Source organism: Streptomyces sp. NPDC088252, assembly GCF_044740965.1.
Taxonomy (GTDB): Bacteria; Actinomycetota; Actinomycetes; order Streptomycetales; family Streptomycetaceae; genus Streptomyces.
Genome location: NZ_JBIURS010000001.1, coordinates 247,510 through 272,944 on the forward strand (window position 1 = coordinate 247,510; position 25,435 = coordinate 272,944).

A 25,435-nucleotide genomic window follows, 5' to 3' on the forward strand; every position below is an offset into this window, starting at 1 on the left:
GATGAACGAGCAACGCCGCCAGATCCTGCAGATGCTGGCCGAGGGCAAGATCACCGCGGACGAGGCCGAGCGGTTGATCGGCGCCCTCGAACGCCAACAGCCCGAGTCCCCGGCGGGAGCCGCGCCCCGCCCGAAAACCCGACCCAAGTACCTGCGCGTGGTGGTGAACGCGGAGGACGAATCCGGTGGCGACGGGCCGAGCAGGGTCAACATCCAGATCCCGCTCCAGCTGCTGCGCGCCGGGGTCCGGCTCGCGAGCCTCGTCCCTCCGCAGGCGCTCACCAAGGTCAACGCGGAGTTGAACAAGTCAGGGGTACCGATCGACCTCACCGAGCTCAAGCCGCAGCACCTCGAGGAGCTCATCGAGCAGCTCGGCGACGTCGTCGTCGACGTCGACGACCCCGACGGAAAGGTGCAGGTGTTCTGCGAGTGACACGGTGCCCACGGCGCCGGACGCCGGCCCGGCCCACGAGTCGGGCGCGGCCGGTCGACGGCCGCGGGCGTTCAGCCCGTCACGCGACGGGGCCGCAATGCGCGGCCTGCTGCTCGGCACCGGGATCGGCAACAACGGGTGGCTCGCGATCGTCTGGTGCGTCGGCCTGATCGCGCTCGGCCACCGCTGGTCGACGGCGCACTTCAACCGCGACCCGGAATGAGTGCGCGGGCCGCCTCCCGCGGCCCGTCCCGTTCCAGGGCGGCGTACTCCGACCACCGCGTCGGTGCACGCCGCCCCGTCGGCGTCCTCGGCCCGCCGGGCCGGCCTGCCTCCGGGCCGGGTCGCCCCGGGCCCGGAACGCCGAGTACCGGCGTCGGGTTCGGAGAAAGAACGCGGATGCGCCCCCGACCACCCCCGCCGCGCGATGCCCCGTTCACCTTCCGGCGGGCGGTCGGCTGTGAATCGGGGATGACGAGAGCCACTTCCGGTGGTGGCCGGAAACGCGGCGCGACGGCGGCTGTTCGGCGCCCCCGGTGCGGCGGCCCTTCTTCGAAAAGTCCTTGGCCTGGGTGTTCTCGGAAACACGCGGACCCGCGGTCGAAGTCGGCGAGTTATGGCAAGACTTGGGCGGGACACGGTCTCGTGACTTGCAGGACACACTCGGGCAACGGAAGCGCCTTCAACTCTTGACACCCGCCCCCTCAAGGCAGGAACCTTCCGACATCGACGCATGGGAGCGCTCCCACATCGTGCGGGGATTCCCGTCCGAACGGCACTGCCCGTGTCCTCCCCCCTGAACCACCAGGCACCCGCGCTCACCGGTGCGTATGCCACGCAGTCAGAACGCCAGTCCCACCCTGGAACAAGGAGTAGTGGAATGCGCATCACCCGCACCGTCGCCGGCCGGAGCCGCAGAGCCGCGGTTCTGGCCACCACGGGGCTGACAGCCTCGGCCCTGTTGCTGACCGGCTGCAGCAGCGACTCGGATTCATCGGGCAGCACGGGCCCCGATGCGAACGGGAAGGTCACGCTGACCGTCGCCGACTTCGGGCAGTTCGGCTACAAGGAGGCCGGGCTCTTCGCCAAGTATCACGAGCTGCACCCGAACATCACGGTCAAGGAAGACGTCACCTCCGACGAGAAGGTCTACTACCCCAAGCTGCTCCAGCAGTTGAACTCGGGCAGTGGTCTCGCCGACGTCCAGGGCATCGAGGTCGGCCGGATCAAGGAGATCGTCGACACCAAGGCGAACGCCTTCGCCGACCTCAGCAAGGTGATCAACGTCGACGACTGGGTCTCCTGGAAGGAGAAGCAGGCCACCACGCCCGACGGCGCGGTGATCGGCGCGGGTACCGACATCGGTCCGATGTCGCTCTGCTACAACACCGACCTCTTCGAGAAGGCCGGCCTGCCGACCGACCGCGAGGAGGTCGCCAAGAAGGTCTCCGGCGGCTGGGAGGACTACCTCAAGCTCGGTGAGGAGTACAAGAAGAAGGCCCCCGCGGGCACCTACTTCATGGACTCCGCGAGCGCCATGTTCAACGCCGTGGTGAGTTCGAACGCGAAGCAGTACTACGACGAGAGCGGCAAGCCGGTCTACAAGGACAGCCCCAGCGTCGAGCAGGGCTGGAACCTGGCCGCCGAGGCGGCGTCCAAGAAGCTGACGCAGGGCCTCGCCCAGTTCAACGACCCGTGGAAGGCCGCCCTGCGCAAGGGCACCGTCGCCACCGTGGCCTGCCCCGCGTGGATGGCCGGTCAGATCTCGGTCAACGCCGGTGACGCCAACAAGGGTAAGTGGAACATCACCACCGCGCCCGGTGCGACCGCCGCCAACTGGGGCGGTTCGTTCCTCGCCGTGCCCAAGTCCGGCAAGAACGTCGACGAGGCCACCAAGCTCGTCAAGTGGCTGACCGCCCCCGAGCAGCAGGCCGCCGTCTTCAAGGCGATCGGCAGTTTCCCGTCCAACAAGGGCGCGTACGACCTGCCCGACGTGAAGGACGCGAAGCTGGAGTACTTCAACGACGCGCCGATCGGGCAGATCTACGCCGACGAGGCCAAGTCGATCCCCGAGACGGTGCTCGGGCCGAAGGACGGCGTCATCAAGGACACCATCTCCACCCAGATCAACAACATGGAGCAGCGCGGTACCGGTCCGGACGACGCGTGGAAGGCGGCGACCAGCGCGATCGACAAGGCGATCGGCTGACCGTCGCCGGCGCGGGCGGCCTCCAGGAGCCGCCCGCTCCGGCACGCGCGCCCCTCATCGGCCCAGCCCCCGGCCCACGCCCGCCCCTCACCCGGGCGACCCCGTTACTCAGGGAAGGACTCCCGCCCGTGGCCACCTCGACTCCCACCCGGGATTCATACGCACCGCCACCCTCCGGCGGCTCCCCGCACGCGTCGGTGCCGTCCCGCCGACAGGCCTGGCGGAGGCGGCTGTGGCGGTTCGACGACAAGGCGTCGCCGTACGCCTACATCGCTCCGTTCTTCCTCGTCTTCGGCGCCTTCGGGCTCTATCCGCTGCTCTACACGGGATGGATCGCCCTGCACCGGGTGGAGATGACCGGTCTCGACCAGATGGAGTGGGTCGGCCGGGACAACTTCGACAAGATCCTGCACGACGCCGAGTTCTGGACGGCGGTCGGCAACACCTTCCTGATCGGGGTCATGTCGACGGTCCCGCAACTGCTGGTCGCGCTCGGCCTGGCCCATCTGCTGAACTACCGGCTGCGTGCGCGCACCTTCTGGCGGACGGTCATCCTCACCCCGTACGCCACCTCCGTGGCCTCCGCGGCCCTCGTCTTCGCCCTGGTCTTCCGGGCCGACGGCGGACTGCTCAACTGGGCGCTGCACTTCGTCGGCCTCGGCGACACCAACTGGGCCAACGGCCACTGGACGTCGAAGATCGCCATCTCCGTCATCGTGATCTGGCGCTGGACGGGCTACAACACCCTGATCTACCTGGCCGCCATGCAGGCCGTACCGAGCGATCTGTACGAGGCCGCGTCGCTGGACGGCGCGTCGCGCTGGCAGCAGTTCCGCAAGGTGACCATCCCCTCGCTGCGGCCCACGATCCTCTTCACGATCGTCATCTCGACCATCGGCTCCATGCAGTTGTTCGGTGAGCCCCTGCTCCTGGAGGGCGGCACGCTCGGAGCCACCGGCGGCAACGAGAATCAGTACGAGACGCTCAGCGTCTACCTCTACAACTACGGCTGGAACCTCGGGCACCTCGGCCCGGCCGCCGCAGTGGCCTGGGCGATGCTCGCCCTCCTGCTGATCATCGCCGCGGTCAACTGGCTCATCGGCCGCTTCGTACGCAAATCCGCGGTCTGACCGGGAGCGATTTTCATGACCATGACCAGCACCACCACAGCCCCGGAACGCGGCACCCCGCAGCCGGTCCACCGGGCGACGCCGCGCCCCACCCGCTTCAGGCCGGGCGCGGGCAAGCAGTTGCAGGGCGGCCCGTTCGCCTACATCGCCCTGGCCGTCGTCGGCATCGGCTCGCTCCTGCCGCTCTACTGGACCCTGGTGGCCGCGTCCCACACGCAGGACGAAGTGCTCGCCACCACACCGCCGTTCCTGCCCGGCGGGCGGCTGCTGCACAACCTCGACACCGCCTGGAACCAGGCACACCTCGGCAAGGCGATCGTCAACAGCGTCATCGTCTCCGGCTGCATCACGGCGGCGACGCTCTTCTTCTGCACGCTGGCCGGCTACGCCTTCGCCAAGATGCGCTTCAAGGGCCGCGGCGCGCTGATGACCGGAGTCATCGCCACGCTCACGATCCCGCCGCAGCTCAGCGTCGTCCCGCTGTTCATGATGATGTCCGACATCGGCTGGGGCGGAAGGCTGGAGTCGGTGATCTTCCCGACCCTGGTCAGCGCGTTCGGCGTGTTCTTCATGCGGCAGTACCTGAGCGAGGCGCTGCCCTACGAACTCATCGAGGCCGCCAAGATCGACGGCGCCAACAACTTCCGCATCGTGCGCAGCGTGGTCCTCCCGGTGGCCCGCCCCGCGATGACGGTGCTGGGGATGCTCACCTTCGTACAGGCCTGGAACGACTTCTTCTGGCCCTACCTCGCCCTCAATCAGCAGAACCCCACGCTCCAGGTGGCCCTCGGTCAGCTGAGCGCCTCCTACACCCCCGACCAGAGCATCGTGATGGCCGGTGCGCTGATCAGCACCCTGCCGTTGCTCGTGGTCTTCGTGATCTTCGGCAAGCAGATCGTCGGAGGGATCATGTCCGGCGCCGTCAAGGGCTGACCGGGCGTCACCCGCCCCACCCCGGACGCTCCGTACGGCGTGTCTCCCGACCGCTGGCCGTAGGGCCCGGAGCTCCACCCCTTACCTGCCCCTGTCCGTCCACCCCTGGGAGCGCTCCCGCATGACTGCTGTACGACCCGACATCGCCCCGAAGCAGGCACCCGAGGCAGCGGACTTCCCGACCGGTTTCGTCTGGGGGGCGGCCACCGCCGCCTACCAGGTCGAGGGCGCCGCGGCCGAGGACGGCCGCACCCCCTCCATCTGGGACACCTTCAGCCGCACTCCGGGCAAGGTCCGCAACGGTGACACCGGAGACATCGCCGCCGACCACTACCACCGCTACCGCGACGACGTGGCGCTGATGAAGCAGCTCGGCCTGAAGGCCTACCGCTTCTCCGTCTCCTGGTCCCGGGTGCAGCCCACCGGCCGCGGCCCCGCCGTCGAACGCGGACTGGACTTCTACCGCAGGCTCGTCGACGAGCTCCTGGAAGCGGGCATCGCGCCCGTCGCCACCCTCTACCACTGGGACCTGCCCCAGGAACTGGAGGACGCCGGCGGCTGGCCCCAGCGGGTGACCACCGAGCGCTTCGCCGACTACGCCGCCATCATGGCCGGCGCCCTCGGCGACCGCGTCACGACCTGGACCACCTTCAACGAGCCGTGGTGCTCGGCCTTCCTCGGTTACGGCTCCGGCGTGCACGCACCCGGCCGCACCGAGCCGGCCGCCGCCCTGCGCGCGGCCCACCATCTCAACCTCGCCCATGGCCGGGCGATCGAGGTTCTGCGCGACCGACTCCCCGCTGCCGCGCAGACCTCGGTCACCCTCAACCTCCACCAGGTCCGCCCGCTGACCGGCAGTGAGGCCGACATGGACGCGGCCCGCCGGATCGACGCGGTGGGCAACCGGGTCTTCACCGGCCCGACGCTGCGCGGCGCGTACCCCGAGGACCTGATCGCCGACACCTCGCACCTGGTGGACTGGTCGACGCTGGTCCGGGACGGCGACCTGGCCGCCATCTCCCGGCCGGTCGACGTCCTCGGCGTCAACTACTACACGCCGACGCTGGTCTCCACGCCCGCCGACGGTTTTGGCGACTCGCGCGACGACGGCCACGGCAACAGCGACCACTCGCCGTGGCCCGGCTCCGAGCACGTCGCCTTCCACCTCTCCGAGGGCAAGAAGCGCACCGCGATGAACTGGGCGATCGACCCCGACGGTCTGTACAACCTGCTCGTCGACGTCTCCCGCGAGAACCCCGGCCTGCCGCTGATGGTCACCGAGAACGGCGCGGCCTTCGACGACTACGTCTCGCCCGAGGGCCGGGTGGAGGACCCCGAGCGGATCGACTACCTGCGCGGCCATCTCGACGCCGTACAGCGGGCCGTGGCCGACGGGGCGGACGTCCGCGGATACTTCCTGTGGTCCCTGATGGACAACTTCGAGTGGGCGTACGGGTACTCCAAGCGCTTCGGCGCCGTCTATGTCGACTACGCCACCCAGCGCCGCATCCCCAAGGCGAGCGCCCACTGGTACGCCGACGTCATCCGACGCCACGCACTGCCCCCCGTCACCGACCTCGGCTGAGCCCGACCGGCACACGCCCCCTCCCGAGACCCGGCCGTCCGCGCCGGGTCTCCGTCATTTCCCGCCGACTCCGGCGGTCGCGGAACCCGATATGCCGCTCCCGTAGAATGGGAGCGCTCCCATAATTGATGCTGCGGAAAGGCCACCGGGCCCGGACGAGTGTCAAGGGAGCCGACACCAGGACTTGGTTCGGTTATCCGACTGTGAGAAATTGACCGCGAACGGGAGGCAGCCATGGCGGCAGCGCGGGTACGGAGCGGCGGGCGGCCCACGCTCGAAGAGGTCGCGGCACGGGCGGGGGTGGGGCGAGGGACGGCCTCACGGGTCATCAACGGCTCCCCGCGGGTCAGCGCGCACACCCGCGAGGCGGTGGAGGCGGCCGTCGCCGAACTGGGCTACGTGCCCAATCGCGCGGCCCGCGCGCTCGCGGGAAACCGTACCGACGCCATCGCCCTCGTCGTGCCCGAGCCGGAGACCCGCTTCTTCGCCGAGCCGTACTTCTCCGACATCGTCCGCGGTGTCGGCGCGGCGCTCGCCGACACCGACATGCAGCTGCTGCTCACCCTCGTCGGCAACGACCGCGAGCGCCGACGGCTGGCCCAGTACCTGACCGCGCACCGTGTCGACGGTGTGCTGCTGGTCTCCGTCCACGCCGACGACCCGCTGCCGGACCTGCTGGAACAGCTCGGCATGCCGGCCGTGATGAGCGGCCGCAGGTCCGCCTCCGAATCGCTCGCCTCGGTCGACTCCGACAACTTCGAGGGTGCCCGCGCCGCCGTCGACCACCTGATCGCCCGGGGCCGCCGCTCCATCGCCACGATCACCGGGCGTCTCGACGTCTACGGTGCCCGGCGCCGCCTCGACGGCTACCGCAAGGCGGTCTCCGAGGCCGGTCTCGGCCCCGACGAGCAGCTGATCGCCCGTGCCGACTTCAGCGAGGAGAGCGGCGCTCGGGCCATGCGCGAGCTGCTCGCCCGCCGCCCCGACGTCGACGCGGTCTTCGCCGCCTCCGACGTCATGGCCGCGGGAGCCCGCCAGGTGCTCCGCGAGGCCGGCCGACGCATCCCGGACGACGTGGCCCTCATCGGCTTCGACGACTCGGCCGTGGCCCGTCACATGGACCCGGCGCTCACCAGCGTGCGCCAGCCGATCGAGGAGATGGGCCGCACGATGGCCCGTGTACTGCTCCAGGAGATCGCGGGCGAGAACCAGGAACGTCCGCAGATCGTGCTCCCCACGGAACTGATCGTCCGCGACTCCTCGTGACTGCCGTCACACGGCCGCCCGGTGAGGGGGGCTCAGACATGGGAAGGGCCCCGGTCATCGACCGGGGCCCTTCCCATCAGGGTGAGTAACGGGACTCGAACCCGCGACATCCTGGACCACAACCAGGTGCTCTACCATCTGAGCTATACCCACCATGCCCGGTCTTTTCTGACCGGCCGAGAAAAAGTGTACAGGGTCCGAGAGGGTGCTCGCGCCCCCATTGTTCAGCCGCCGGTCCCAGCCCCCGAAAGGGCTATGACCAGCGGCTTCACAAGGACCTACGGCGTGGGCGGCGCGACGTGCGCCGCGATCGCCTTGGCGCGCTCCGAGTCCGGACCGGGCTGCGGCACGAAGATCGCCTCGCGGTAGTAGCGCAGCTCCGTGATGGAGTCACGGATGTCCGCGAGCGCCCGGTGGTTGCCGTTCTTCTCCGGACTGTTGAAGTACGCCCTCGGGTACCAGCGGCGCGCCAGCTCCTTGACCGAGGACACATCGACGATCCGGTAGTGGAGGTAGCCCTCCAGGGCCGCCATGTCCCGCGCCAGGAAACCTCGGTCGGTGGAGACCGAGTTTCCGCAGAGCGGGGCCTTGCCGGGCTCCTTCACGTGCTCACGGACGTAGGCCAGCACCTGGGCCTCCGCGTCGGCCAGGGTGGTGCCCCGGGCCAGCTCGTCGAGGAGGCCCGAGGCGGTGTGCATCTGGCGCACCACCTCGGGCATCGTCTCCAGGGCCGTGTCCGGCGGGCGGATCACGATGTCCACCCCTTCGCCGAGCACGTTCAGCTCCGAGTCGGTGACCAGCGCGGCCACCTCGATGAGTGCGTCTTCCGTCAACGAGAGCCCGGTCATCTCGCAGTCGATCCACACCATGCGGTCGTTCATGGCCCCACCCTACGGGGCACTCCGCTGACCCGGCAGGGTCGGGCGTCCGGTGGAGTACGCGTCGGGGCCCGGTTTGCCGTGCTCCGGCTGCCCCGTCCCGACCGCCGCCGACGTCACGACATGCGGCCCCGGAGGGGCGGCCGCGGCCGTGGCACGACGGCCCGCCGAGGAGCCCTGGGCGGGCACGACCGGCTCGATCATCGCGGTGACCGGCTCCGCGCCGCCGCCCTGCGGACGACGGGCCCGGTAGGCGGCCCGGTACGCGGCGGGGGAGGAGCCCAGCTGGCGCCGGAAGTGCCCGCGCAGCGCGACCGGCGAGCGGAAGCCGCAGCGGCCCGCGACCTCGTCGACCGAGTACTCGGACGTCTCCAGCAGGCGCTGCGCCTGCAGCACCCGCTGGGTGATCAGCCACTGGAGCGGTGCGCTGCCGGTGAGCGAGCGGAACCTGCGGTCGAAGGTCCGCCTGCTCATGTAGGCGCGCGCGGCCAGCGTCTCCACGTCGAACTGCTCGTGGAGATGCTCCAGCGCCCAGGCCACGACCTCGGCGAGCGGGTCGGAGCCGATCTCCTCGGGTAAAGACCTGTCGAGGTAGCGCTCCTGCCCGCCACTGCGCCGCGGCGGCACGACGAGTCGGCGGGCCAGTGCCCCGGCGGCCTCCGTGCCGTGGTCCGTGCGGACTATGTGCAGGCAGAGATCGATCCCGGCCGCCGTCCCGGCGGAGGTGAGCACGTCGCCGTCGTCGACGAAGAGCTCGCGCGGGTCGACGTGCACCGACGGATAGCGCTTGGCCAGCGTCGGCGCGTACATCCAGTGCGTGGTCGCCGGGCGGCCGTCCAGCAGGCCGGCGGCGGCGAGCACGAACGCCCCGGTGCACAGCCCGACGATGCGGGCCCCCTCTTCATGCGCGCGGCGCAGCGCGTCCAGCGCCTCCGCGGGCGGCGGCGAGGTGATCGAACGCCAGGCGGGCACCACGACGGTGCCGGCCCTGCTGATCGCCTCCAGCCCGTAGGGCGCGGTGAGTTCGAGTCCCCCGGTGGTCCGCAGAGGCCCCTCTTCCCCGCCGCAGACGAGGAGTCGGTAGCGCGGAACTCCCGCGTCCTGTCGGTCGATTCCGAACACGGAGAGCGGGATCGAGCTCTCGAAGATGGGGCCGCCGCTGAACAGCAGCACGGCGACGACTTCCCGTCGTCGTCGTCCACTGAGCTTCCGTACAGCCTCCGTTGCGGCGGCGGAGTCCTGGCTCATGACGCTAAGCCCCCCTTGGTGTTCGCGTCTTTCTGGTCCTTACGGGCCTGTCGCTCCTGCACTTTTCCCCTCGGTCCTGCACGAGTCCCCAGTCTTCGATACCCAAGATCGAATCTACTGCGTCCCGTGGTGCCGGCGTGACAAGTTCACCAACCGGCGTTATGTCGACAAGGCAACTTGGCGGGAAGCATTCGATCACGAAGGGTTTCACTCGGCGGCCGTGCAGGGAAGTGCGCCTCGCCTTGATGGCCCAACCCCGTCGGGTAGAAGCGTACCGCCCGGTCTCTTCCTGCCTGGTGGCAAGGGGGTTGATCGGCCAATTCGGCAAGGATGCGACAGGGGTATGAAGTTGGCTGAAAATAGATGGTTGTGCGTACGTGATTCAGTCAGTCGACCGGCGCACAACCGTGATGAGCGGTTGCTTCTTTGCGCCTCTCGGCAGGTGGACGGCCGGTCGCGGGGAGTGGCGCGGCGGCCTCGCCGGGCAGCTGAATTCTGCCCGGCGGACCGACATGCGCCCCCCGGCCGGGCGGCGGGCTCCGGGCGGGGCGGGCGGGCCGGGGTGGCGCCGGGGTGACTCCCGGGGTCGGATCGCGGGGTCGGCGGTCGACGGTGGAGCGATGATCCAATCCGGGTGCGCGGCGGCTGCGCGGTGCGGCGGAGGGGGTGGCGGACGGGGTCCCGCCGGTCACCCGGCGGAGCCGTCCGGGCCCGGTGTCGTCGATGTACCGCGCAACCGGCATTGCCATACGGGTCCGCCTCGGGCATGCTCCGTGAAACGTCGCGCGCGCTTTGCGCGGGTCTGGGCAGTGGAGGAGTGGCGCCGTACCCTTGGGGGTAAGGGGTTGGGAAGATGATTCCCGGACACCGCAACACCGCCCGCTGACGCACCTTCCCCAAGTCGCTCTCCTCACGAGGACTCTCTTCGCCGAGACACCGATGGCCGGTCACGAAATCCCCGAACCCGCCGACCGCAAGCAGGTAGCCGACCCCATGTCGGACCCGCAGGCGGTCGAAGAGACACGTCATTCCTGCGATCCCGCCTTCCGGCATGGGGTCGTGGTCGGCTTCGACGGCTCGACCTCCAGTGAGCGCGCCCTCGCATACGCCATCGGCATGGCCCGAAGATCAGGTTCCGGCCTGATCATCGTCCATGTCGCCAATCGGCTGCCGACCACGGTCTGGGCAGGCTGCGAGCCGCCCGTCTTCGTTGATGTGCCCGATCACCGCACCGAGGTGCTCGGCCTGGAGCTCGCCTGCGCGGACTACCTCTCCGAGGTTCCCTGGGTCCTCGTGGAGCGCGGCGGGGACATCTGTCACGAGCTGGAGGAAGTCGGCCGGGAGTACTCGGCGGACGCCATCGTCGTCGGCTCCACGCACGGCATCGCCGGCCGCATCTTCGGCTCGGTGGCGGGGCGGCTCGCGCGTCGCGCGCAGCGGCCGGTCGTCGTCATTCCCTGACTGTTCCGCGTCCCGGCGGTCCCTGTCGCCACCCCTGTCGCAGGGGTGGCTCTTTTCACCGACGTGGCGTCAACTCGCCTGTGGAAACCGGCAATCCACTGTCATGCACAGGTGGATCGTGTGCTTGTGAAGGGTGTATAAGCCTCATCGGGAAGCACGATCACCGCATGTGAAGGGTGCCCGCCGTGGGCAATGACGTCCCTGCGGGAAGCACAGGCACCGCTGCCCCCGGCCATTTCGCCCTGGGGCTCACGCTGTTGGGGTTCGGTATCGGTCACACCGGGGTCGTGGACGGCGTGACGGCGGCCGGGCCGGTGCGCAAGGGGTTCTTGTCCGGACCGGGCCGGACCGGCACGCGGGTCCGGCGGGATCGGGACGACGGGCCCCTGGGGCAGGCGGCGGCCCGCACGGGAGCGGCCCCGTACCCGCGACGGCGGTGGGTACGGGGCCGCTCTGCCGGGCACGGCCCGTGCGGGGCGCTACTCGACGGTGACGGACTTCGCCAGGTTGCGCGGCTTGTCGATGTCACGGCCCATGGCCAGCGCCGTGTGGTACGCGAAGAGCTGGAGCGGGATGCCCATCAGGATCGGGTCCAGCTCGTTCTCGTTCTTCGGCACGACGATGGTGTGGTCGGCCTTCTCCTGCACCTGGTGGGCGACGGCGAGGATGCGGCCGCTGCGGGCCTTGATCTCCTCCATCGCGGCGCGGTTCTTCTCCAGCAGATCGTCGTCCGGCACGATCGCGACGGTCGGCATCGCGGGCTCGATCAGCGCCAGCGGCCCGTGCTTCAGTTCGGAGGCGGGGTACGCCTCCGCGTGGATGTACGAGACCTCCTTGAGCTTCAGCGAGGCCTCACGGGCGACGGGGTAGCCGCGTACCCGGCCGATGAACATCATCGACTTGGCGTCCGCGTACTGGGCCGCCATCTCCTTGATCTCGTCCTCGTTCGCCAGGATCTCGCTGATCTGGGCGGGCAGCCTGCGCAGTCCGTCGATGATCCGCTTGCCGTCGGCGACCGACAGATCCCGGATCCGGCCCAGGTGCAGGGCGAGCAGCGCGAACGCGACGACCGTGTTCGTGAAGCACTTGGTGGAGACGACGCAGACCTCGGGGCCGGCGTGGACGTACGTACCACCGTCGGCCTCCCGGGCGATCGCCGAACCCACCACGTTGACGACACCGAGCACTCGGGCGCCCTTGCGCTTGAGCTCCTGGACGGCGGCCAGCACGTCGTACGTCTCACCGGACTGGGAGACCGCGACGTACAGCGTGTCCGGGTCGACGACCGGGTTGCGGTAACGGAACTCCGAGGCGGGCTCGGCGTCCGCGGGGATACGGGCCAGCTCCTCGATCAGCTGCGCGCCGATCTGGCCCGCGTGGTACGAGGTGCCGCAGCCCAGGATCTTGATCCGGCGGACCCCGCGCGCCTCGCGGGCGTCCAGGTTGAGCCCGCCCAGGTGCACGGTGGCGAAACGGTCGTCGATCCGGCCGCGAAGCACCCGGTCGACGGCGTCGGCCTGCTCGGAGATCTCCTTGTGCATGTACGTGTCGTGGCCGCCCATGTCGTACGACTCGGCCTCCCACTCCACGGTGGTCGGCGTGGCCGTCGTGGACGAACCCTCCGTCGTGTACGTACGGAAGTCGTCGGCCTTGAGGGTGGCCATCTCGCCGTCGTCGAGGGTGACGACCTGACGGGTGTGGGCGACCAGCGCGGCGACGTCGGAGGCGACGAACATCTCCTTCTCGCCGATGCCGAGGACGACCGGGGAGCCGTTGCGGGCGACCACGATGCGGTCGTTGAAGTCGGCGTGCATGACGGCGATGCCGTACGTGCCCTCGACCGAGCGCAGCGCCTCGCGGACCTTCTCCTCCAGGGTGTCCGCCTGGGCGCGGGCGATCATGTGGACCAGCACCTCGGTGTCGGTCTCGGAGAGGAAGACGACGCCGTCGGCGACGAGCTTCGCACGCAGCTCGTCGGCGTTGTCGATGATGCCGTTGTGGACGACGGCGACCCTGTTGTCGGCGTCCAGGTGCGGGTGCGCGTTCTCGTCGCTCGGGGCGCCGTGGGTGGCCCAGCGGGTGTGGGCGATACCGGTGGTGCCGGTGAAACGCTTGGGGACACGGGCCTCCAGCTCGCGGACCCGGCCCTTCGCCTTGACCATCTTCAGGGCGGCGGGCTTCCCGGCCGACGCCTTGCCGGTGATGACGATGCCCGCGGAGTCGTAACCCCGGTACTCCAGCCGCTGCAGCCCTTCCAGCAGCAGCGGGGCCACATCACGCTTCCCGATATACCCGACGATTCCGCACATAGAGTCTCTGCCCCTCCATCGACGTACCTGTGGTGCTCGTTGCTCAGCCGTAGACGATGCGGCGCAGCTGGCGGAGCGAGAGCTCCGGCGGCGCGACCGCCCGGTGCGGCAGCTCGGCCGCGATCCGCTCGAAGATCTCCGCGTTCACCAGGCCGCCGGACTGCAGTTCGCGGTGGCGGCGGCGGACGAAGTCGTCGGTCGTCTCGTCGAAGTACGCCAGCACGTCGAGGACCACCCTGGCGGCCTCGCCGCGCTGGAGCGCGGTGCTACGCACCAGGTGATCGATGAGGTCGTCATGCGACGAGCGGCGTTCGAGCACTCGTTGATATTGCGGTGGGCGGAGCGCTTACGCAACAATTCTGCCCGATATCGGGCAGGCCTGGGTGTGATTGCGCTCTCGGGCGGGCTCGGAGGTGATCCATGAGTGCATCGGGACGCCTGCCATTCACAGACGCTTCAGGACGGCCTGCTTGGCGGCGGTGAACTCGTCGTCGGTGAGGATCCCGGCCTGACGCAGCTCACCGAGTTCCCGCAGCCGGCGCAGGAGCGCATCGTGGTCGTCCGAGGGCGGCGCGGGGGCGGGCGTCGCCGGTCCGGCCGGGGCAGGGGCCGGGATCTCCGCGGGCCGCGCGGCTCCGGCCCCGGCTCCGGCCTCCTTCGTCGTCGCGCCCGGCAGCCGGACCAGTACCGCCGCCGCGACCAGCGCCGCCGTGTACTCCTTCCTGGACAGTCCCCACAGATCCAGCGAGTACGGGTCGAACTCGGCCGCCGGGGCCGGAGCCGTGGCCGTGCCCCGCACGAAGCGCAGATGCCCGTTCTCCAGACCGATGGCGGGCATCCAGTGCACCCCGGTCACCTCCGACACCGGGAAGGCGACCGGGCCGGCCGAGCTCTTGACCTCCTCGGCCTTCCAGTTCCAGGTGAGGCGAACGGTCTCCCCGTCGAACGAGGCCGTGCCGTCCCCACCGCCCCCGGCCACCGGCACGGCGGGTCCCGGCAGCAGGAAGCCGTCCGTCGGACCGGTGGGCACCTGATCGATCAGCAGGGCGTTGCGCACCTCGCCGACGAAGTACTCCGCCACTCCACTGCGGTCCTTCTCCACGGCCAGCTGGTACGGATCCGAGGCGTCCTTGAGCCTGCCCTCCGCGGCGCGCAGGACCGGGCACGCGCCGTCGCGCAGCCGCAGTCGCAGCCGGCCGCCCTTGCGGCCGGGTTCGAAGGAGATGCCCGCCAGGGCCCGGAGCGGGACGACTCGTTCGCCCAGCTCCTGCCGGAGGGGATGGATGCCCTTGCCTCCGCCCGGCACGATCCGCACCGTCTCGCCGTCGAACGTCCATGTCCCGTCGCGCTGGATTATTTCCGCCATGAGCCGGATTCTCTCAGCCGCATAACGGGGAAGTGGTCTACACCTTGACCGTCCGTGGGGCAGGCGATACGCATGGTGATGGTTCGGTCAGGAGATCCACAGGTGTGAACCCGTCGAAAGGGACCCGGCTTGTGAGACTGCACAGGACACAGCGCATCGCTCTTCCCCGTCTTCTCGGCTCGCTGCTGCTCGTCACGGCGGCCGGTATCTCCAGTGTCGGCGCGGCGCCGCAAGGGCACGCGGCGAGCGGTGGCCCGGCCACGGCCGCAACGCCCCGTCCGCTCGGGCAGATAGTGCCCGCCCCCGCCGGGGCGAAGCCCGGCGGCACTCCGTACACCATCACCGCGGACACCAGGATCCGCGTCGAGGGCGACTCCCGCGAGGCCCGGAAGATCGGCGACTACCTGGCGGGCGTGCTCCGCCCGTCCACCGGGTACGCCCTGCCGGTCACCGGCCGGGGCGGCGACGGCATCCGGCTCCGGCTCGACTCCCACGACAAGGGGACGGGTGCCGAGGGCTACACGCTGAAGTCGAACCGCGGCTCGGTCACCATCACCGCGCGCGGCCCGGCAGGGCTCTTCCACGGCGTGCAGACGCTGCGCCAGCTGCTCCCGGCCGACGTGGAGAAGGGCAGCCGCCAGAAGGGCCCGTGGAAGGTCGCGGGCGGCACGGTCGAGGACGCGCCCCGCTACGCGTACCGGAGCGCCATGCTGGACGTCTCGCGGCACTTCTTCTCCGTGGCCGAGGTCAAGCGCTACATCGATCAGCTCGCCCTCTACAAGATGAACAAGCTCCATCTGCATCTCTCCGACGACCAGGGCTGGCGCATCGCCATCGACTCCTGGCCGCGGCTCGCCACGTACGGAGGACAGACCGAGGTCGGCGGGGGAGTCGGCGGCTACTACACGAAGAGCGACTACAAGGAGATCGTCCGATACGCGTCCTCCCGTTATCTGGAGGTCGTGCCGGAGATCGACCTGCCCGGCCACACCAACGCGGCACTCGCCTCGTACGCGGAGCTGAACTGCGACGGTGTCGCGCCGCCGCTCTACACCGGCACCGCTGTCGGTTTCAGCTCGCTCTGCGTCCCCAAGGCCGTCACGTACGAATTCGTGGACGACGTGATCCGTGAGCTGGCCGCGCTCACCCCCGGAAAGTACCTCCACATCGGCGGCGACGAGGCGCACTCCACCAGTCACGCGGACTACGTGGCCTTCATGGACAAGGCGCAGGCCATCGTCGGCAAGTACGGCAAGACCGTGATCGGCTGGCACCAGCTGACCGGGGGCACGCCGGTCAAGGGCGCGGTCGCCCAGTACTGGGGTTACGACCGGACGGGCGCGGCCGAGCGCAAGCAGGTGGCGGACGCCGCCGTGAACGGCACGAAGCTGGTGCTGTCCCCGGCGGACCGGAGCTACCTCGACATGAAGTACGACAAGGACACGAAGCTGGGACTGGCCTGGGCCGGCTACGTCTCCACCCAGCGCTCCTACGACTGGAACCCGGCGACGTACCTCGACGGGGCCCCGGAGGGCTCCGTCCTCGGTGTCGAGGCGCCGCTCTGGTCGGAGACCCTGACCAACAGCGACGAGATCGAACAGATGGCGTTCCCGCGGCTTCCCGGCGTGGCGGAGCTGGGTTGGTCGCCCGCGGCCACGCACGACTGGGAGACGTACAAGGTGCGGTTGGGTGCGCAGGGGCCGAGGTTCTCGGCGCTCGGCATCAACTACTACCGGGCTCCGCAGGTTCCCTGGGCCGCGGAGTGAGGTGACCGGAGCCGTCCGGCGACCGTCACGTGACGGTCGCCGGACGGCCCCGGTCCCACGGCTTCGCCCGCGATTGTCAGCGGCGTCACTGCCAATCGTGGGCGAGGCCGTCAGGCTCGTCCGGCGATCGGGTTCCGCAACGTGCCGACCAGCTGCAGCGCCCCCGACGGATCGGCCAGATCGACCATCTGCCTGTTGTTCCGCAACTGGAGCCGGTTCAGGCAGGACAGCGCGAACTCCTGGGTGAACATGTCGTACTGCTTGAACTTCTCGGCGAGATACGGCACCGACTCCTGGTACCCGCTGACGCATTCCGCGACCGTCCGCCAGAACGTCTCTTCGTCGAGGACGTCCTCGCTCGCCAGCCCCGCGCCCAGGAAGCGCAGGAAGCAGTCGAAGACATCGGTGAGGACCGAGAGCAGCTTCATGCCCTCGGGGACCTCGACCCGGATCCGCTCGACCCGCGGCGGCAGCACCGCGTCCGGGTCCATGACGGCGATCTCCTCGGCGATGTCCTTGAAGACCGTGCGCCGTACGACCCCGTCCTCGACGACGAGAATGACGTTCTCACCGTGCGGCATGAACACCAGGTCGTACGCGTAGAAGCTGTGCAGCACCGGCACCAGGTAGGCGTCCAGGTAATGGCGCAGCCACACCGCGGGCGCCAGCCCCGACTCGGCGATCAGCGCGGCGGCGACGGAGTGGCCCTCGTGGTCGGTGTGGAGCAGCGAGGCCATGGTCGCGACCTGCTCGCCGGGTGCCAGGCCGGGGACGGGGCTCTCCCGCCACAGCGCGGCGAGCATTTTCAGATAGGGCGAGCCCTTGGTGGTGGCCGCCTCGTACGTCCGGTGGTGGTAGCCGACGGCCGCCCGCTCCCGGACGATCGAGAAGCGCGCCCCGCGCAGCAGTTCGTCGCGCTCGATCAGCTCGGCCAGCCAGTCGTTGATCGCGGGGGTGGCCTCCATGTACGCGGCGGAGAGCCCGCGCATGAACCCCATGTTGAGGACGGACAGTGCCGTCTTCACATAATGCCGCTCCGGCGCACTGGTGTTGAAGAAAGTACGGATGGACTGCTGGGCGAGATAGGTGTCCTCGCCCTCGCCCAGGCAGACCAGATGCCGCTGCGCGAGTTCCCCGGCGAAGGTGACGGCCAGCTTGTTCCACCACTGCCAGGGGTGGACGGGGATCAGCAGGTGGTCGTCGAGGTCGAGTCCGAGGCCGGACATCGTGGCCGCGAACCGGGCCAGGGTCTCCTCGCCCAGCTCGCCCGCGATCAGCGTTCCGTAGTCGAGCCCGGCGCCCGCGGTGAAGGTGGCGCGGCTGCGGCGGGCGGCGAGCCAAACCAGACGGATGCCGGACGCGGCCTCGGGGGCGTACGCCCGGTACTCGTCCACACCGAAGCCGAGCCGCCCGTTGTTGGCGACGAAGCAGGGGTGGCCCTCGGTCATGCCGGTCTCGATCGCCTGGAACCCGGCCCGCACCAGTTCGGCGGAGGTGACGGGAGGCTTGGTCAGTTTGTACGCGGTGCCGGCCAGGGTGGAGGAGATCTCCTCCAGATAGACCGGCAGGATCTCCGCCGAGAGGCCGAGTGCGGAGCGCAGCTCGACGAAGAACTCACCCGCGTCCAAAGGTAGTTCGGAGCCGTGCCGGTGACGGGATATGGAGTCCGGTTCGACCTGCCAGTGGTCGAGGGCGAAGAGCCGCGCGGTGAAGCGGTACTCGGTCGCCGCGTCGTCGCTGCGCACCGCGTAGCGGTCGTCGCCGAGCGGCGTGGGGGTCAGCAGCCGCTCGTGGCTGAACTCGGCGAGGGCCTTGCGGATCAGCAGCCGGTTGGCGGTGGCCCAGTGCTCCGGGGTGAGGTGGGCGACGCTGTCGATGACGGCGGACATCAGGCCGGGCCTCCGGTCGCTGCGGCGAACTGTTCCCGTGTGCAGGCGCTGAGCAGGGCGTTCTTCTCCGGCTTGGCCATTTCGCCCAGCACCTCGAAGCCGACCGCCTTGTTGAGCGCGTGCACCGCGCTGTTGCGCACATCGGGTTCGACGACCACCCGGTGTACGGACGGGTCGGCGAACAGCGTCCGCATCACGGCGGTGATCACACCCAGCGTGAAGCCGTGCAGCGGGGTGTCGGCCGGGGCGACCAGGAAGTGCATCCCGATGTCACCGGGCTCGGCCTCGTACAGCCCTTTGAGTTCGACCTCGGCGGGGTCGTACCGCTCCATCAGGAAGGCCGGCTCCCCGTCGTGCAGTCCGATGAAGGCGTCGTGGTGCGGGTGGGCGGCGATCGCCATGTACTCCCGCTCGACATCCTGGAGCTCCGCGTCGCCCATCAGCCAGAAGGCGGCCTTGGGGTGGGTGACCCAGCCGTGCACCAGTTCGGCGTCGGCGAGGGGGTCGAGGGCGCGGACGGAGAAGGCGCCGAGGGCGGTGTGCCCGGCGCCGGCACGGTTCTGCGGGCTCATACGGCGAACTCCTGGAAGGCGATGGACTTCTCGACGGGGTAGTACTCACGGCCGAGCAGCTCGCCGATGATGTACGCGTTGCGGTAGGCGCCCATGCCCAGGTCGGGTGAGGTGATCGAGTGGGTGTGCGTGCCCGCGTTCTGCAGGAAGACGCCGTGGCCGGTGGTGTCGATGGAGTAGTTGCGGGCCACGTCGAAGCGGCCCCGCCCGTCCCGGCGCAACCGGTCGTCGATGCCCTTGAGGAATGCGGGCGGGCGGTAGCGGTAGCCGGTGGCGAGGATCAGGCCCTCGGTGGTGAGGGTGTAGTCCTTGCCCTGTTCCTCCTGGTGCAGGCCCAGCGTGTACGTACCGTTGCTCTCGTCGTGACTCACGGTGTTCAACGAGGAGTTGGTCAGCAGTCGGGTCGGCACCGGACCGGGCAGGTTCTTCTGGTAGAGCAGGTCGAAGATCGCGTCGATCAGCTCGCCGTCGATGCCCTTGAAGAGGCCCTTCTGTCCGGACTCCAGCCGGTAGCGGGTCTCCTCGGGCAGGGCGTGGAAGTAGTCGACGTACTCCGGGGAGGTCATCTCCAGCGTCAGCTTGGTGTACTCCAGCGGGAAGAACCGGGGCGAGCGCGTCACCCAGTTCAGCCGGTAGCCGTGCACATCGATCTCGGAGAGCAGGTCGTAATAGATCTCGGCCGCGCTCTGTCCGCTGCCGACGAGAGTGATGGACTTCTTCGCCTGTAGAGCCGCTTTCCCTTCCAGGTAACGGGAGTTGTGGAGGTGGTCGCCCCCCAGTCCCTGACAGGCGTCCGGGATGTACGGGGAAGTGCCTGTGCCCAGCACGAGCCGCGGGGCGCGGAAGACGCCGCCGGTGGCGGTGCGGACGGTGTAGAGCGCGCCGTCCTCGTCGTAGGTGACCGACTCGACGGTCTCGTCGAAGCGGACGCTGCTCAGTTCGGCGGCGGCCCAGCGGCAGTAGTCGTTGTACTCGGTCCGCAGTGGGTAGAAGTTCTCCCGGATGTAGAAGGAGTACAGCCGCCCGCGCTCCTTCAGATAGTTCAGGAAGGAGTACGGCGACGTCGGGTCGGCCATCGTGACCAGGTCCGACATGAACGGCGTCTGGAGATGGGCGCCTTCGAGGAACATCCCGGAGTGCCATTCGAAGTCCGGCTTGGACTCCAGGAACACCCCGTTCAGTTCGTCGATCGGCTCGGTCAGACAGGCGAGCCCCAGATTGAACGGGCCGAGCCCGATCCCGATGAAGTCGTGGGGGCCGCCGGAATCACGGGGTTCAGCAAGCGCGGTCAAGGGAGTCTCCCAGGTACTGCTCGGCGTGGCCGGAGATCAGGTCGAGTACCGCGGCGATGTCCAGCGCGGTCGTTTCGGGGTTGAGCAGGGTGAACTTCAGGTACTGGCGGCCACCGACCTTCGTGCCGGCGACGACGGCCTCGCCGGAGGCGAAGAGCGCCTTGCGGGCGTGGAGATTGGCCCGGTCGATCTCGATGGGCGCGGTGACGCCGGACGGGATGTAGCGGAACACCAGCGTGGAGAGCCGCGGCTCCACGACGACGTCGAAGCGCGGATCGGCGGCCAGCAGCCGCCAGCCCTCGGCGGCCAGGTCGCAGACCTCGTCGAAGAGCCGGCCGACACCGTCCGCGCCCATCACACGCAGCGTCATCCACAGTTTCAGCGCGTCGAATCTGCGGGTGGTCTGCAGCGACTTGTCCACCTGGTTGGGGATGCGTTCGACGGCCATCCGCTGCGGGTTGAGGTACTCGGCGTGGTACGTGGCATGGCGCAGCGAGGCCCGGTCGCGGACCAGCACGGCGGACGAACTCACCGGCTGGAAGAAGGACTTGTGGTAGTCCACGGTGACGGAGTCGGCGTGCTCGATGCCGTCGAGGAGGTGCCGGCGCGTGGGCGAGGCGAGCAGCCCGCAGCCGTACGCGGCGTCGACGTGCAGCCAGGTGGAGAACTGCCGGCAGAGCGCGGCGATCTCGGGCAGCGGATCGATGGATCCGAAGTCGGTGGTGCCCGCGGTGGCGACGACCGCCATCGGTACGGCACCTTCGGCGACGCACTGTTCCAGGGCGCGGGCCAGCGCCACGGCCTGCATGCGCTTGTTCTGGTCGACGGGGACGGGTACGACCGAGTCCGGTCCGAGACCGAGGAGTTTCGCCGACTTCTGGACGCTGAAGTGGCTGCATTCCGAGGTGAGGACGCGCAGCCGGGTGAAGTGGTGGGGCGGCGTCTTGGCCTCTTCGCGGGCGAGCAGCAGGGCCTGCAGATTGGACTGCGTGCCGCCGCTGGTGAAGATGCCGTCGGCGGCCGGGCCGAGCCCGATCCGGCCCGCGGTCCAGTCGATCAGACGGCGCTCGATCAGGGTGCCTCCGACGCTCTGGTCCCAGGTGTCCAGCGAGGAGTTGACGGCCGAGAGCACGGCCTCGCCGAGTACGGCGGGAATGACAACCGGGCAGTTGAGGTGGCCCAGATAGCGGGGGTGATGGAAGTAGACGGCGTCACGGAGGTAGACGCGGTCGAGCTCGTCGAGGGCGGCGGACGCATCGCCCAGCGGCCGGTCCAGATCGATCGCGTCAACGACGGGAGTGAGCTCGTCGACGGAGATACCGGTGAACGGCCGGTCTGTGGCGGCGAGTTTGGCTGCGACCCGTTCGACTCCTGCGGTCACGGAGCGCCGGTAGTGCTCCGCGGTCGTGTCGTTGAGCAGGTGCGAACGCATGAAGGGGTCCTCCCGGATGCGGGGAAACTTCATCGGCCCTCAGGGCAGAAGGAGGGGGCGAGGGCCCGATGTTGAAGTAAAGTTAGCCTAACCTAACTTTCCATCGGGTTGTTCCCTCGCCCCCGGGTCGCGCGGAGGTTGTCCGATTCGTGCGTAGGGGATGGCCGCTTCCGGCCCGCGCGCGGCGCGGGCTGCGGCTCCGTTCCCGGGTGCGCTGTGGCCCGTGCTCCGAGGCGTACGACGGTCCGCGGCCGTGGCGGCCGGATGTGGGCCTAGTGGTTTGCGGCCGTCGCCGTCTCGCGCAGTTGCTCCTCGCTCATCCCGCGCCGCCAGTACCCGACGAACGTCACGCGCCTGCGGTCGAACCGGCGTTCCTGTACGAGATGGCGGCGCACTGCCCGCACCTGCGACGACTCGCCCGCGATCCAGACGTACGGCGTCCCCTCGGGCAGCTCGGCCGCCCGGACGGCCTCCAGGGCGGAGGGTGCCCCCTCGTCCCGGACGAGCCAGCTGATCCGGGCCGCCGCCGCGGTGTTGAGGGCCTGGCGGTCCTCGGTGTGCTGGACCTCCAGCCAGACCCGGGCCCTCATGCCGGCCGGCAACCACTCCAGGGCGGCGGACGCGGCGGGCAGGGCGGTCTCGTCGGCCCAGATCAACACCCAGTCGGTGTCCTGCGGTGGACGGAAGCGGACGGCGGTGTTGTCCTCGACGGCCGGGCCCAGTGCCTTGAGCGGGGCGCCGGGGGAGGCGGTGGCGGCCCAGCGGCATGCGGGGCCGCCGTCCCCGTGCAGTGCGAAGTCGATGTCGATCTCGGTCGCTCTGTCGGGCGTGTGGCGCTGGGCGCGCACGGTGTACGACCGCATGACGGCCCGTACGTTCTCCGGAAGGGCGCGCCAGGTGGCGAACCAGTTGCCGTCCTCGCCGACCGGAACGATTGGTTCCGCCTGGCCGGGGTGCGGCAGGAACAGCGACAGGCTCTGGTCGCGGCCCCCGGCGGCGAAGCCGTCCAGTCCCGGGCCGCCGAAGGTGACCCGGAGCATGGAGGGTCCGAGCCGCCGGGTCCGCAGGACGGTCAGGTCGAAGAACCGGAAGGGGGCGATGGGGGGTGCGACGGACGTCGTCATGCGGGGGGTCCTCCCGGGAACAGGAAGCGAAGCCGGGATTCGGCCGCCGGTGTGTTCGAAGGAAGGTTAGCCTAACCTCATTGAACATTCGAGGGCTCCCCGACCGCTCACCAGACCAGCACCCCGCCGCCCACCGCCCGTGCCCGCAGGGCGGCGCGGGTGATGTTGGCGAGCCGGGCCACCACGTAGTCTCGTCGGGCGTCGTCGCCTCCGGCGAGCGTCGCGGCGTTTCGGTGCAGCAGTTCGCACTCGGCGAGGAAGTCGACGACGTCCTCCGGCTCCACGTACAGATCTCCGGTGGCCAGCTCCGGGAGGAACCGGGCGCCGAGCGTCCGCGCGGCGTCCGATCCCCACAACGTGGTCCGGCAGATCTCGGTCCCGGCCATGTCGCTGCCGTCCTCCGGGGCGTCCAGAAGACGCGATCGGCCGTGCTCGTCGTAGACGAAGGTGTGCACCGACAGCGTCACGCCCCGAACTCCTTCCGGCAGCCGTCGAGCCCCTCGACGGTGACGTCGACGGCCCGGTGCTCCTCCCAGCGGTCCCGGTCCAGCCGCAGCCGTTGCAGGGTGACGGGCGCACCCCGTACCGCGGCGGCCTCCAGCCCGTCCGGCAGATAGCCCAGTCGCCGCGAGACGCCCAGCGAACGCGGGTTGTCGGTCATCGCGGCCGAGACGGCGGTCCGGGCGCCGAGTCCGGCGAAGGCCAGATGCAGGGCGGCGGCCCGCATCTCGGTGCCGATGCCCCGGCCCTGATGAGCGAGACCCAGCCACGATCCGGTGCTCACCTCACCGGTGACGGCGAAGTCCTTCGCCATCACGTCCTGCCGCCCGACCACCTTCCCCTCGTACAGCACGGCGAGGCTCAACGCCCAGTTCCGCACGGACCAGTCGGCGACGGTGGCCAGCACGTGCTGGAACACGGCCTTCCCGCGCTCGGCCGGCGGCGCGTCGGTCCAGGGGGCGGTGAACGGCATCTCGGCCGGCGGATGCACTCCGTCGACGGCGACCGACGCGAGCTCGTCCAGCAACTCCAGGTCCGGAAGGCGGAGTTCCAGACGCGGCGTGCGGAGGAGGAGCCCGTACAGGGGCCAGTGCTGTGGCTTCATGGACCGACCCTGCCGCCCCGGTCCGGGTGCTGTCGAACGATTACTGCCTGGTGAGGTCGTGGTGACGGCGGGTCGGATCGATGCCCACGGCGCCCCGGCCTGCGCCCCGGGTGCGGCGAAGCGGACCACCGGGGCTTTTCCAGGAGACCGGCTCGGCATCAGGCTCCCGCACCCGGGCCCCGGCGGCAGGGGCCGGCCGCGGCGCCGGGCGCCGCACGGGGGCGGTCCCGGAATCGGGAACCGCCCCCGTGGTCACCCATACGTCAGGCGGGCAGTCCCAGCTCCCGGGCGATCAGCATCCGCTGTACCTCGCTCGTGCCCTCGCCGATCTCCAGGATCTTGGAGTCGCGCCACATCCTGGCCACCGGGTACTCGTTCATGAAGCCGTAGCCGCCGTGGATCTGGGTCGCCTCGCGGGCGTTGTCCACCGCCACCGAGGACGAGTACAGCTTCGCGATGGCCGCCTCCTTCTTGAACGGTTCGCCCACCACCAGGCGCGAGGCCGCGTCACGCCAGCCGACCCGGGCCATGTGCGCCCGCGTCTCCATGTCCGCGATCTTGAACTGGATGGCCTGGTTGGCGCCGATCGGCCTTCCGAAGGCGTGGCGCTCCTTGGCGTACTTCACCGACTCGTCCACACAGCCCTGTGCCAGGCCCGTGGACAGGGCGGCGATGGCGATCCGGCCCTCGTCCAGGATGCGCAGGAACTGGGCGTAGCCGCGTCCCTCCTCGCCCAGCAGGTTCCCCAGGGGCACGCGGACGTCGGAGAAGGACAGCTCGCGGGTGTCCGAGGCGTTCCAGCCGACCTTGGAGTACGGGGCGGCGACCGTGAAGCCGGGGGTGCCGGACGGCACGATGATGCAGGAGATCAGCGGGGCGCCGTTCTCCTTGTGGCCGGTCACCGCCGTGACCGTGACCAGTTCCGTGATGTCCGTGCCGGAGTTGGTGATGAAGCACTTGGAGCCGTTGATCACCCACTCGCCCGTCGCCTCGTCGCGCACCGCCGTCGTGCGGGTGCCGCCCGCGTCCGAACCGGCGTCCGGCTCGGTCAGGCCGAACGCGCCGAGCGCCTCGCCCGCGCAGAGTTTCGGCAGCCACTGCCGCTTCTGATCCTCCGTGCCGTAGTGGTACACGGGCATCGCGCCGAGCGAGACCCCGGCCTCCAGCGTGATCGCCACGGACGAGTCGACGCGGGCCAGTTCCTCCAGGGCGATCCCGAGGGCGAGATAGTCGCCGCCCATGCCGCCGTACTCCTCGGGGAACGGCAGCCCGAACAGGCCCATCCGTCCCATCTCCCGCACGATCTCGTACGGGAACTCATGGCGCTCGTAGAAGTCGCCGATCTTCGGGGCGATCACGTCGTGCGCGAACTCCTCGACGGTGCGGCGCAGTTCCTCGTGCTCGGCGGTCAGCCGGTGGTCCAGGGACATGGCAGTG

Annotated in this window: 21 protein-coding genes, 1 tRNA gene and 1 pseudogene; 9 read left to right on the forward strand and 14 right to left on the reverse strand. The window is 69.8% G+C overall.

Annotated elements, in window-relative coordinates; translation table 11 throughout:
- Position 1: 1 nt before the first annotated feature.
- The 7 genes and pseudogenes from ACIOHC_RS01140 to ACIOHC_RS01170 all read left to right on the forward strand — a co-directional run bounded on the left by ACIOHC_RS01140 (position 2) and on the right by ACIOHC_RS01170 (position 7,556).
- Positions 2 to 433, forward strand: coding sequence for an SHOCT-like domain-containing protein (locus ACIOHC_RS01140; protein WP_351073258.1), 432 nt, complete (start codon positions 2 to 4; stop codon positions 431 to 433).
- Between the two features lie 97 nt (positions 434 to 530).
- Positions 531 to 656: pseudogene (locus ACIOHC_RS01145) on the forward strand (ABC transporter permease); the annotation flags it as partial.
- Between the two features lie 657 nt (positions 657 to 1,313).
- A complete protein-coding gene (locus ACIOHC_RS01150) occupies positions 1,314 to 2,642 on the forward strand; it encodes an extracellular solute-binding protein (RefSeq protein WP_351073256.1) in 1,329 nt (442 codons plus the stop codon).
- A 128-nt stretch (positions 2,643 to 2,770) separates the two neighbouring features.
- On the forward strand, positions 2,771 to 3,772 hold the full coding sequence (locus ACIOHC_RS01155) for a carbohydrate ABC transporter permease (RefSeq protein WP_401840850.1): 1,002 nt from the start codon (positions 2,771 to 2,773) through the stop codon (positions 3,770 to 3,772).
- Positions 3,773 to 3,787: 15 nt separating this feature from the next.
- The gene (locus ACIOHC_RS01160; RefSeq protein ID WP_351073253.1) at positions 3,788 to 4,705 is read left to right on the forward strand and encodes a carbohydrate ABC transporter permease; all 918 of its coding nucleotides are present in this window, start codon (positions 3,788 to 3,790) and stop codon (positions 4,703 to 4,705) included.
- A gap of 121 nt (positions 4,706 to 4,826) precedes the next feature.
- Complete coding sequence (locus ACIOHC_RS01165) at positions 4,827 to 6,290, forward strand: GH1 family beta-glucosidase (RefSeq protein ID WP_401840853.1); 1,464 nt, start codon at positions 4,827 to 4,829, stop codon at positions 6,288 to 6,290.
- Between the two features lie 234 nt (positions 6,291 to 6,524).
- The gene (locus tag ACIOHC_RS01170; protein WP_351073249.1) at positions 6,525 to 7,556 is read left to right on the forward strand and encodes a LacI family DNA-binding transcriptional regulator; all 1,032 of its coding nucleotides are present in this window, start codon (positions 6,525 to 6,527) and stop codon (positions 7,554 to 7,556) included.
- A gap of 80 nt (positions 7,557 to 7,636) precedes the next feature.
- On the opposite strand, the gene ACIOHC_RS01175 is transcribed toward ACIOHC_RS01170, so the two are convergent.
- The 3 genes from ACIOHC_RS01175 to ACIOHC_RS01185 form a co-directional block, all read right to left on the reverse strand.
- Positions 7,637 to 7,709: transfer RNA gene (locus ACIOHC_RS01175), tRNA-His, on the reverse strand.
- Positions 7,710 to 7,834: 125 nt separating this feature from the next.
- Complete coding sequence (orn, locus tag ACIOHC_RS01180) at positions 7,835 to 8,437, reverse strand: oligoribonuclease (RefSeq protein ID WP_351073247.1); 603 nt, start codon at positions 8,435 to 8,437, stop codon at positions 7,835 to 7,837.
- Between the two features lie 9 nt (positions 8,438 to 8,446).
- A complete protein-coding gene (locus ACIOHC_RS01185; RefSeq protein WP_351073245.1) occupies positions 8,447 to 9,682 on the reverse strand; it encodes a helix-turn-helix domain-containing protein in 1,236 nt (411 codons plus the stop codon).
- A 939-nt stretch (positions 9,683 to 10,621) separates the two neighbouring features.
- Between ACIOHC_RS01185 and ACIOHC_RS01190 the strand changes: the two genes are divergently transcribed.
- Complete coding sequence (locus tag ACIOHC_RS01190; protein ID WP_266361344.1) at positions 10,622 to 11,143, forward strand: universal stress protein; 522 nt, start codon at positions 10,622 to 10,624, stop codon at positions 11,141 to 11,143.
- 479 nt (positions 11,144 to 11,622) lie between these two features.
- Here the strand turns inward: ACIOHC_RS01190 and glmS are convergent, their stop codons facing one another.
- From glmS to ACIOHC_RS01205, 3 genes are all read right to left on the reverse strand, one after another.
- Positions 11,623 to 13,452, reverse strand: coding sequence for a glutamine--fructose-6-phosphate transaminase (isomerizing) (glmS, locus tag ACIOHC_RS01195; RefSeq protein WP_351073242.1), 1,830 nt, complete (start codon positions 13,450 to 13,452; stop codon positions 11,623 to 11,625).
- 43 nt (positions 13,453 to 13,495) lie between these two features.
- On the reverse strand, positions 13,496 to 13,771 hold the full coding sequence (locus ACIOHC_RS01200; RefSeq protein ID WP_093900391.1) for a hypothetical protein: 276 nt from the start codon (positions 13,769 to 13,771) through the stop codon (positions 13,496 to 13,498).
- Between the two features lie 126 nt (positions 13,772 to 13,897).
- Positions 13,898 to 14,818, reverse strand: coding sequence for a DUF4429 domain-containing protein (locus tag ACIOHC_RS01205; RefSeq protein ID WP_401840857.1), 921 nt, complete (start codon positions 14,816 to 14,818; stop codon positions 13,898 to 13,900).
- 131 nt (positions 14,819 to 14,949) lie between these two features.
- Here ACIOHC_RS01205 and ACIOHC_RS01210 point away from each other — a divergent pair, with 131 nt between their 5' ends.
- Positions 14,950 to 16,584 (forward strand): beta-N-acetylhexosaminidase, encoded by a 1,635-nt coding sequence (locus ACIOHC_RS01210; protein ID WP_365692388.1) that lies wholly within the window; start codon positions 14,950 to 14,952, stop codon positions 16,582 to 16,584.
- Positions 16,585 to 16,694: 110 nt separating this feature from the next.
- Here the strand turns inward: ACIOHC_RS01210 and ACIOHC_RS01215 are convergent, their stop codons facing one another.
- From ACIOHC_RS01215 to ACIOHC_RS01250, 8 genes are all read right to left on the reverse strand, one after another.
- Positions 16,695 to 18,473, reverse strand: a complete 1,779-nt coding sequence (locus tag ACIOHC_RS01215; RefSeq protein WP_389635848.1) for an IucA/IucC family protein — start codon at positions 18,471 to 18,473, stop codon at positions 16,695 to 16,697.
- Positions 18,473 to 19,045: a GNAT family N-acetyltransferase gene (locus ACIOHC_RS01220; protein ID WP_401840859.1), complete on the reverse strand. Its 573-nt coding sequence runs from the start codon at positions 19,043 to 19,045 to the stop codon at positions 18,473 to 18,475. The genes ACIOHC_RS01215 and ACIOHC_RS01220 overlap by 1 nt, the downstream gene beginning before the upstream one ends.
- On the reverse strand, positions 19,042 to 20,337 hold the full coding sequence (locus tag ACIOHC_RS01225) for a SidA/IucD/PvdA family monooxygenase (protein WP_351082623.1): 1,296 nt from the start codon (positions 20,335 to 20,337) through the stop codon (positions 19,042 to 19,044). The genes ACIOHC_RS01220 and ACIOHC_RS01225 overlap by 4 nt, the downstream gene beginning before the upstream one ends.
- Positions 20,321 to 21,769: an aspartate aminotransferase family protein gene (locus ACIOHC_RS01230; RefSeq protein ID WP_351082625.1), complete on the reverse strand. Its 1,449-nt coding sequence runs from the start codon at positions 21,767 to 21,769 to the stop codon at positions 20,321 to 20,323. Before ACIOHC_RS01230 ends, ACIOHC_RS01225 begins: the two co-directional genes overlap by 17 nt.
- 272 nt (positions 21,770 to 22,041) lie before the next feature.
- On the reverse strand, positions 22,042 to 22,893 hold the full coding sequence (locus ACIOHC_RS01235; RefSeq protein ID WP_401840862.1) for a siderophore-interacting protein: 852 nt from the start codon (positions 22,891 to 22,893) through the stop codon (positions 22,042 to 22,044).
- A 107-nt stretch (positions 22,894 to 23,000) separates the two neighbouring features.
- Complete coding sequence (locus ACIOHC_RS01240; protein WP_351082629.1) at positions 23,001 to 23,360, reverse strand: hypothetical protein; 360 nt, start codon at positions 23,358 to 23,360, stop codon at positions 23,001 to 23,003.
- Positions 23,357 to 23,998, reverse strand: coding sequence for a GNAT family protein (locus ACIOHC_RS01245; protein WP_351082631.1), 642 nt, complete (start codon positions 23,996 to 23,998; stop codon positions 23,357 to 23,359). Before ACIOHC_RS01245 ends, ACIOHC_RS01240 begins: the two co-directional genes overlap by 4 nt.
- A 263-nt stretch (positions 23,999 to 24,261) precedes the next feature.
- Positions 24,262 to 25,428: an acyl-CoA dehydrogenase family protein gene (locus ACIOHC_RS01250; protein WP_401840865.1), complete on the reverse strand. Its 1,167-nt coding sequence runs from the start codon at positions 25,426 to 25,428 to the stop codon at positions 24,262 to 24,264.
- Positions 25,429 to 25,435 lie beyond the last annotated feature (7 nt).

Excerpts from the sequence above, each read along its gene's own strand:
- ACIOHC_RS01140 (WP_351073258.1), top strand. The coding sequence starts at position 2 with ATGAACGAGCAACGCCGCCAGATCCTGCAGATGCTGGCCGAGGGCAAG.
- ACIOHC_RS01150 (WP_351073256.1), top strand. The coding sequence starts at position 1,314 with ATGCGCATCACCCGCACCGTCGCCGGCCGGAGCCGCAGAGCCGCGGTT.
- ACIOHC_RS01160 (WP_351073253.1), top strand. The coding sequence starts at position 3,788 with ATGACCATGACCAGCACCACCACAGCCCCGGAACGCGGCACCCCGCAG.
- ACIOHC_RS01165 (WP_401840853.1), top strand. The coding sequence starts at position 4,827 with ATGACTGCTGTACGACCCGACATCGCCCCGAAGCAGGCACCCGAGGCA.
- ACIOHC_RS01170 (WP_351073249.1), top strand. The coding sequence starts at position 6,525 with ATGGCGGCAGCGCGGGTACGGAGCGGCGGGCGGCCCACGCTCGAAGAG.
- orn (WP_351073247.1), bottom strand. The coding sequence starts at position 8,437 with ATGAACGACCGCATGGTGTGGATCGACTGCGAGATGACCGGGCTCTCG.
- ACIOHC_RS01185 (WP_351073245.1), bottom strand. The coding sequence starts at position 9,682 with ATGAGCCAGGACTCCGCCGCCGCAACGGAGGCTGTACGGAAGCTCAGT.
- ACIOHC_RS01190 (WP_266361344.1), top strand. The coding sequence starts at position 10,622 with ATGGCCGGTCACGAAATCCCCGAACCCGCCGACCGCAAGCAGGTAGCC.
- glmS (WP_351073242.1), bottom strand. The coding sequence starts at position 13,452 with ATGTGCGGAATCGTCGGGTATATCGGGAAGCGTGATGTGGCCCCGCTG.
- ACIOHC_RS01205 (WP_401840857.1), bottom strand. The coding sequence starts at position 14,818 with ATGGCGGAAATAATCCAGCGCGACGGGACATGGACGTTCGACGGCGAG.
- ACIOHC_RS01215 (WP_389635848.1), bottom strand. The coding sequence starts at position 18,473 with ATGTCCGCCGTCATCGACAGCGTCGCCCACCTCACCCCGGAGCACTGG.
- ACIOHC_RS01220 (WP_401840859.1), bottom strand. The coding sequence starts at position 19,045 with ATGAGCCCGCAGAACCGTGCCGGCGCCGGGCACACCGCCCTCGGCGCC.
- ACIOHC_RS01230 (WP_351082625.1), bottom strand. The coding sequence starts at position 21,769 with ATGCGTTCGCACCTGCTCAACGACACGACCGCGGAGCACTACCGGCGC.
- ACIOHC_RS01235 (WP_401840862.1), bottom strand. The coding sequence starts at position 22,893 with ATGACGACGTCCGTCGCACCCCCCATCGCCCCCTTCCGGTTCTTCGAC.
- ACIOHC_RS01245 (WP_351082631.1), bottom strand. The coding sequence starts at position 23,998 with ATGAAGCCACAGCACTGGCCCCTGTACGGGCTCCTCCTCCGCACGCCG.
- ACIOHC_RS01250 (WP_401840865.1), bottom strand. The coding sequence starts at position 25,428 with ATGTCCCTGGACCACCGGCTGACCGCCGAGCACGAGGAACTGCGCCGC.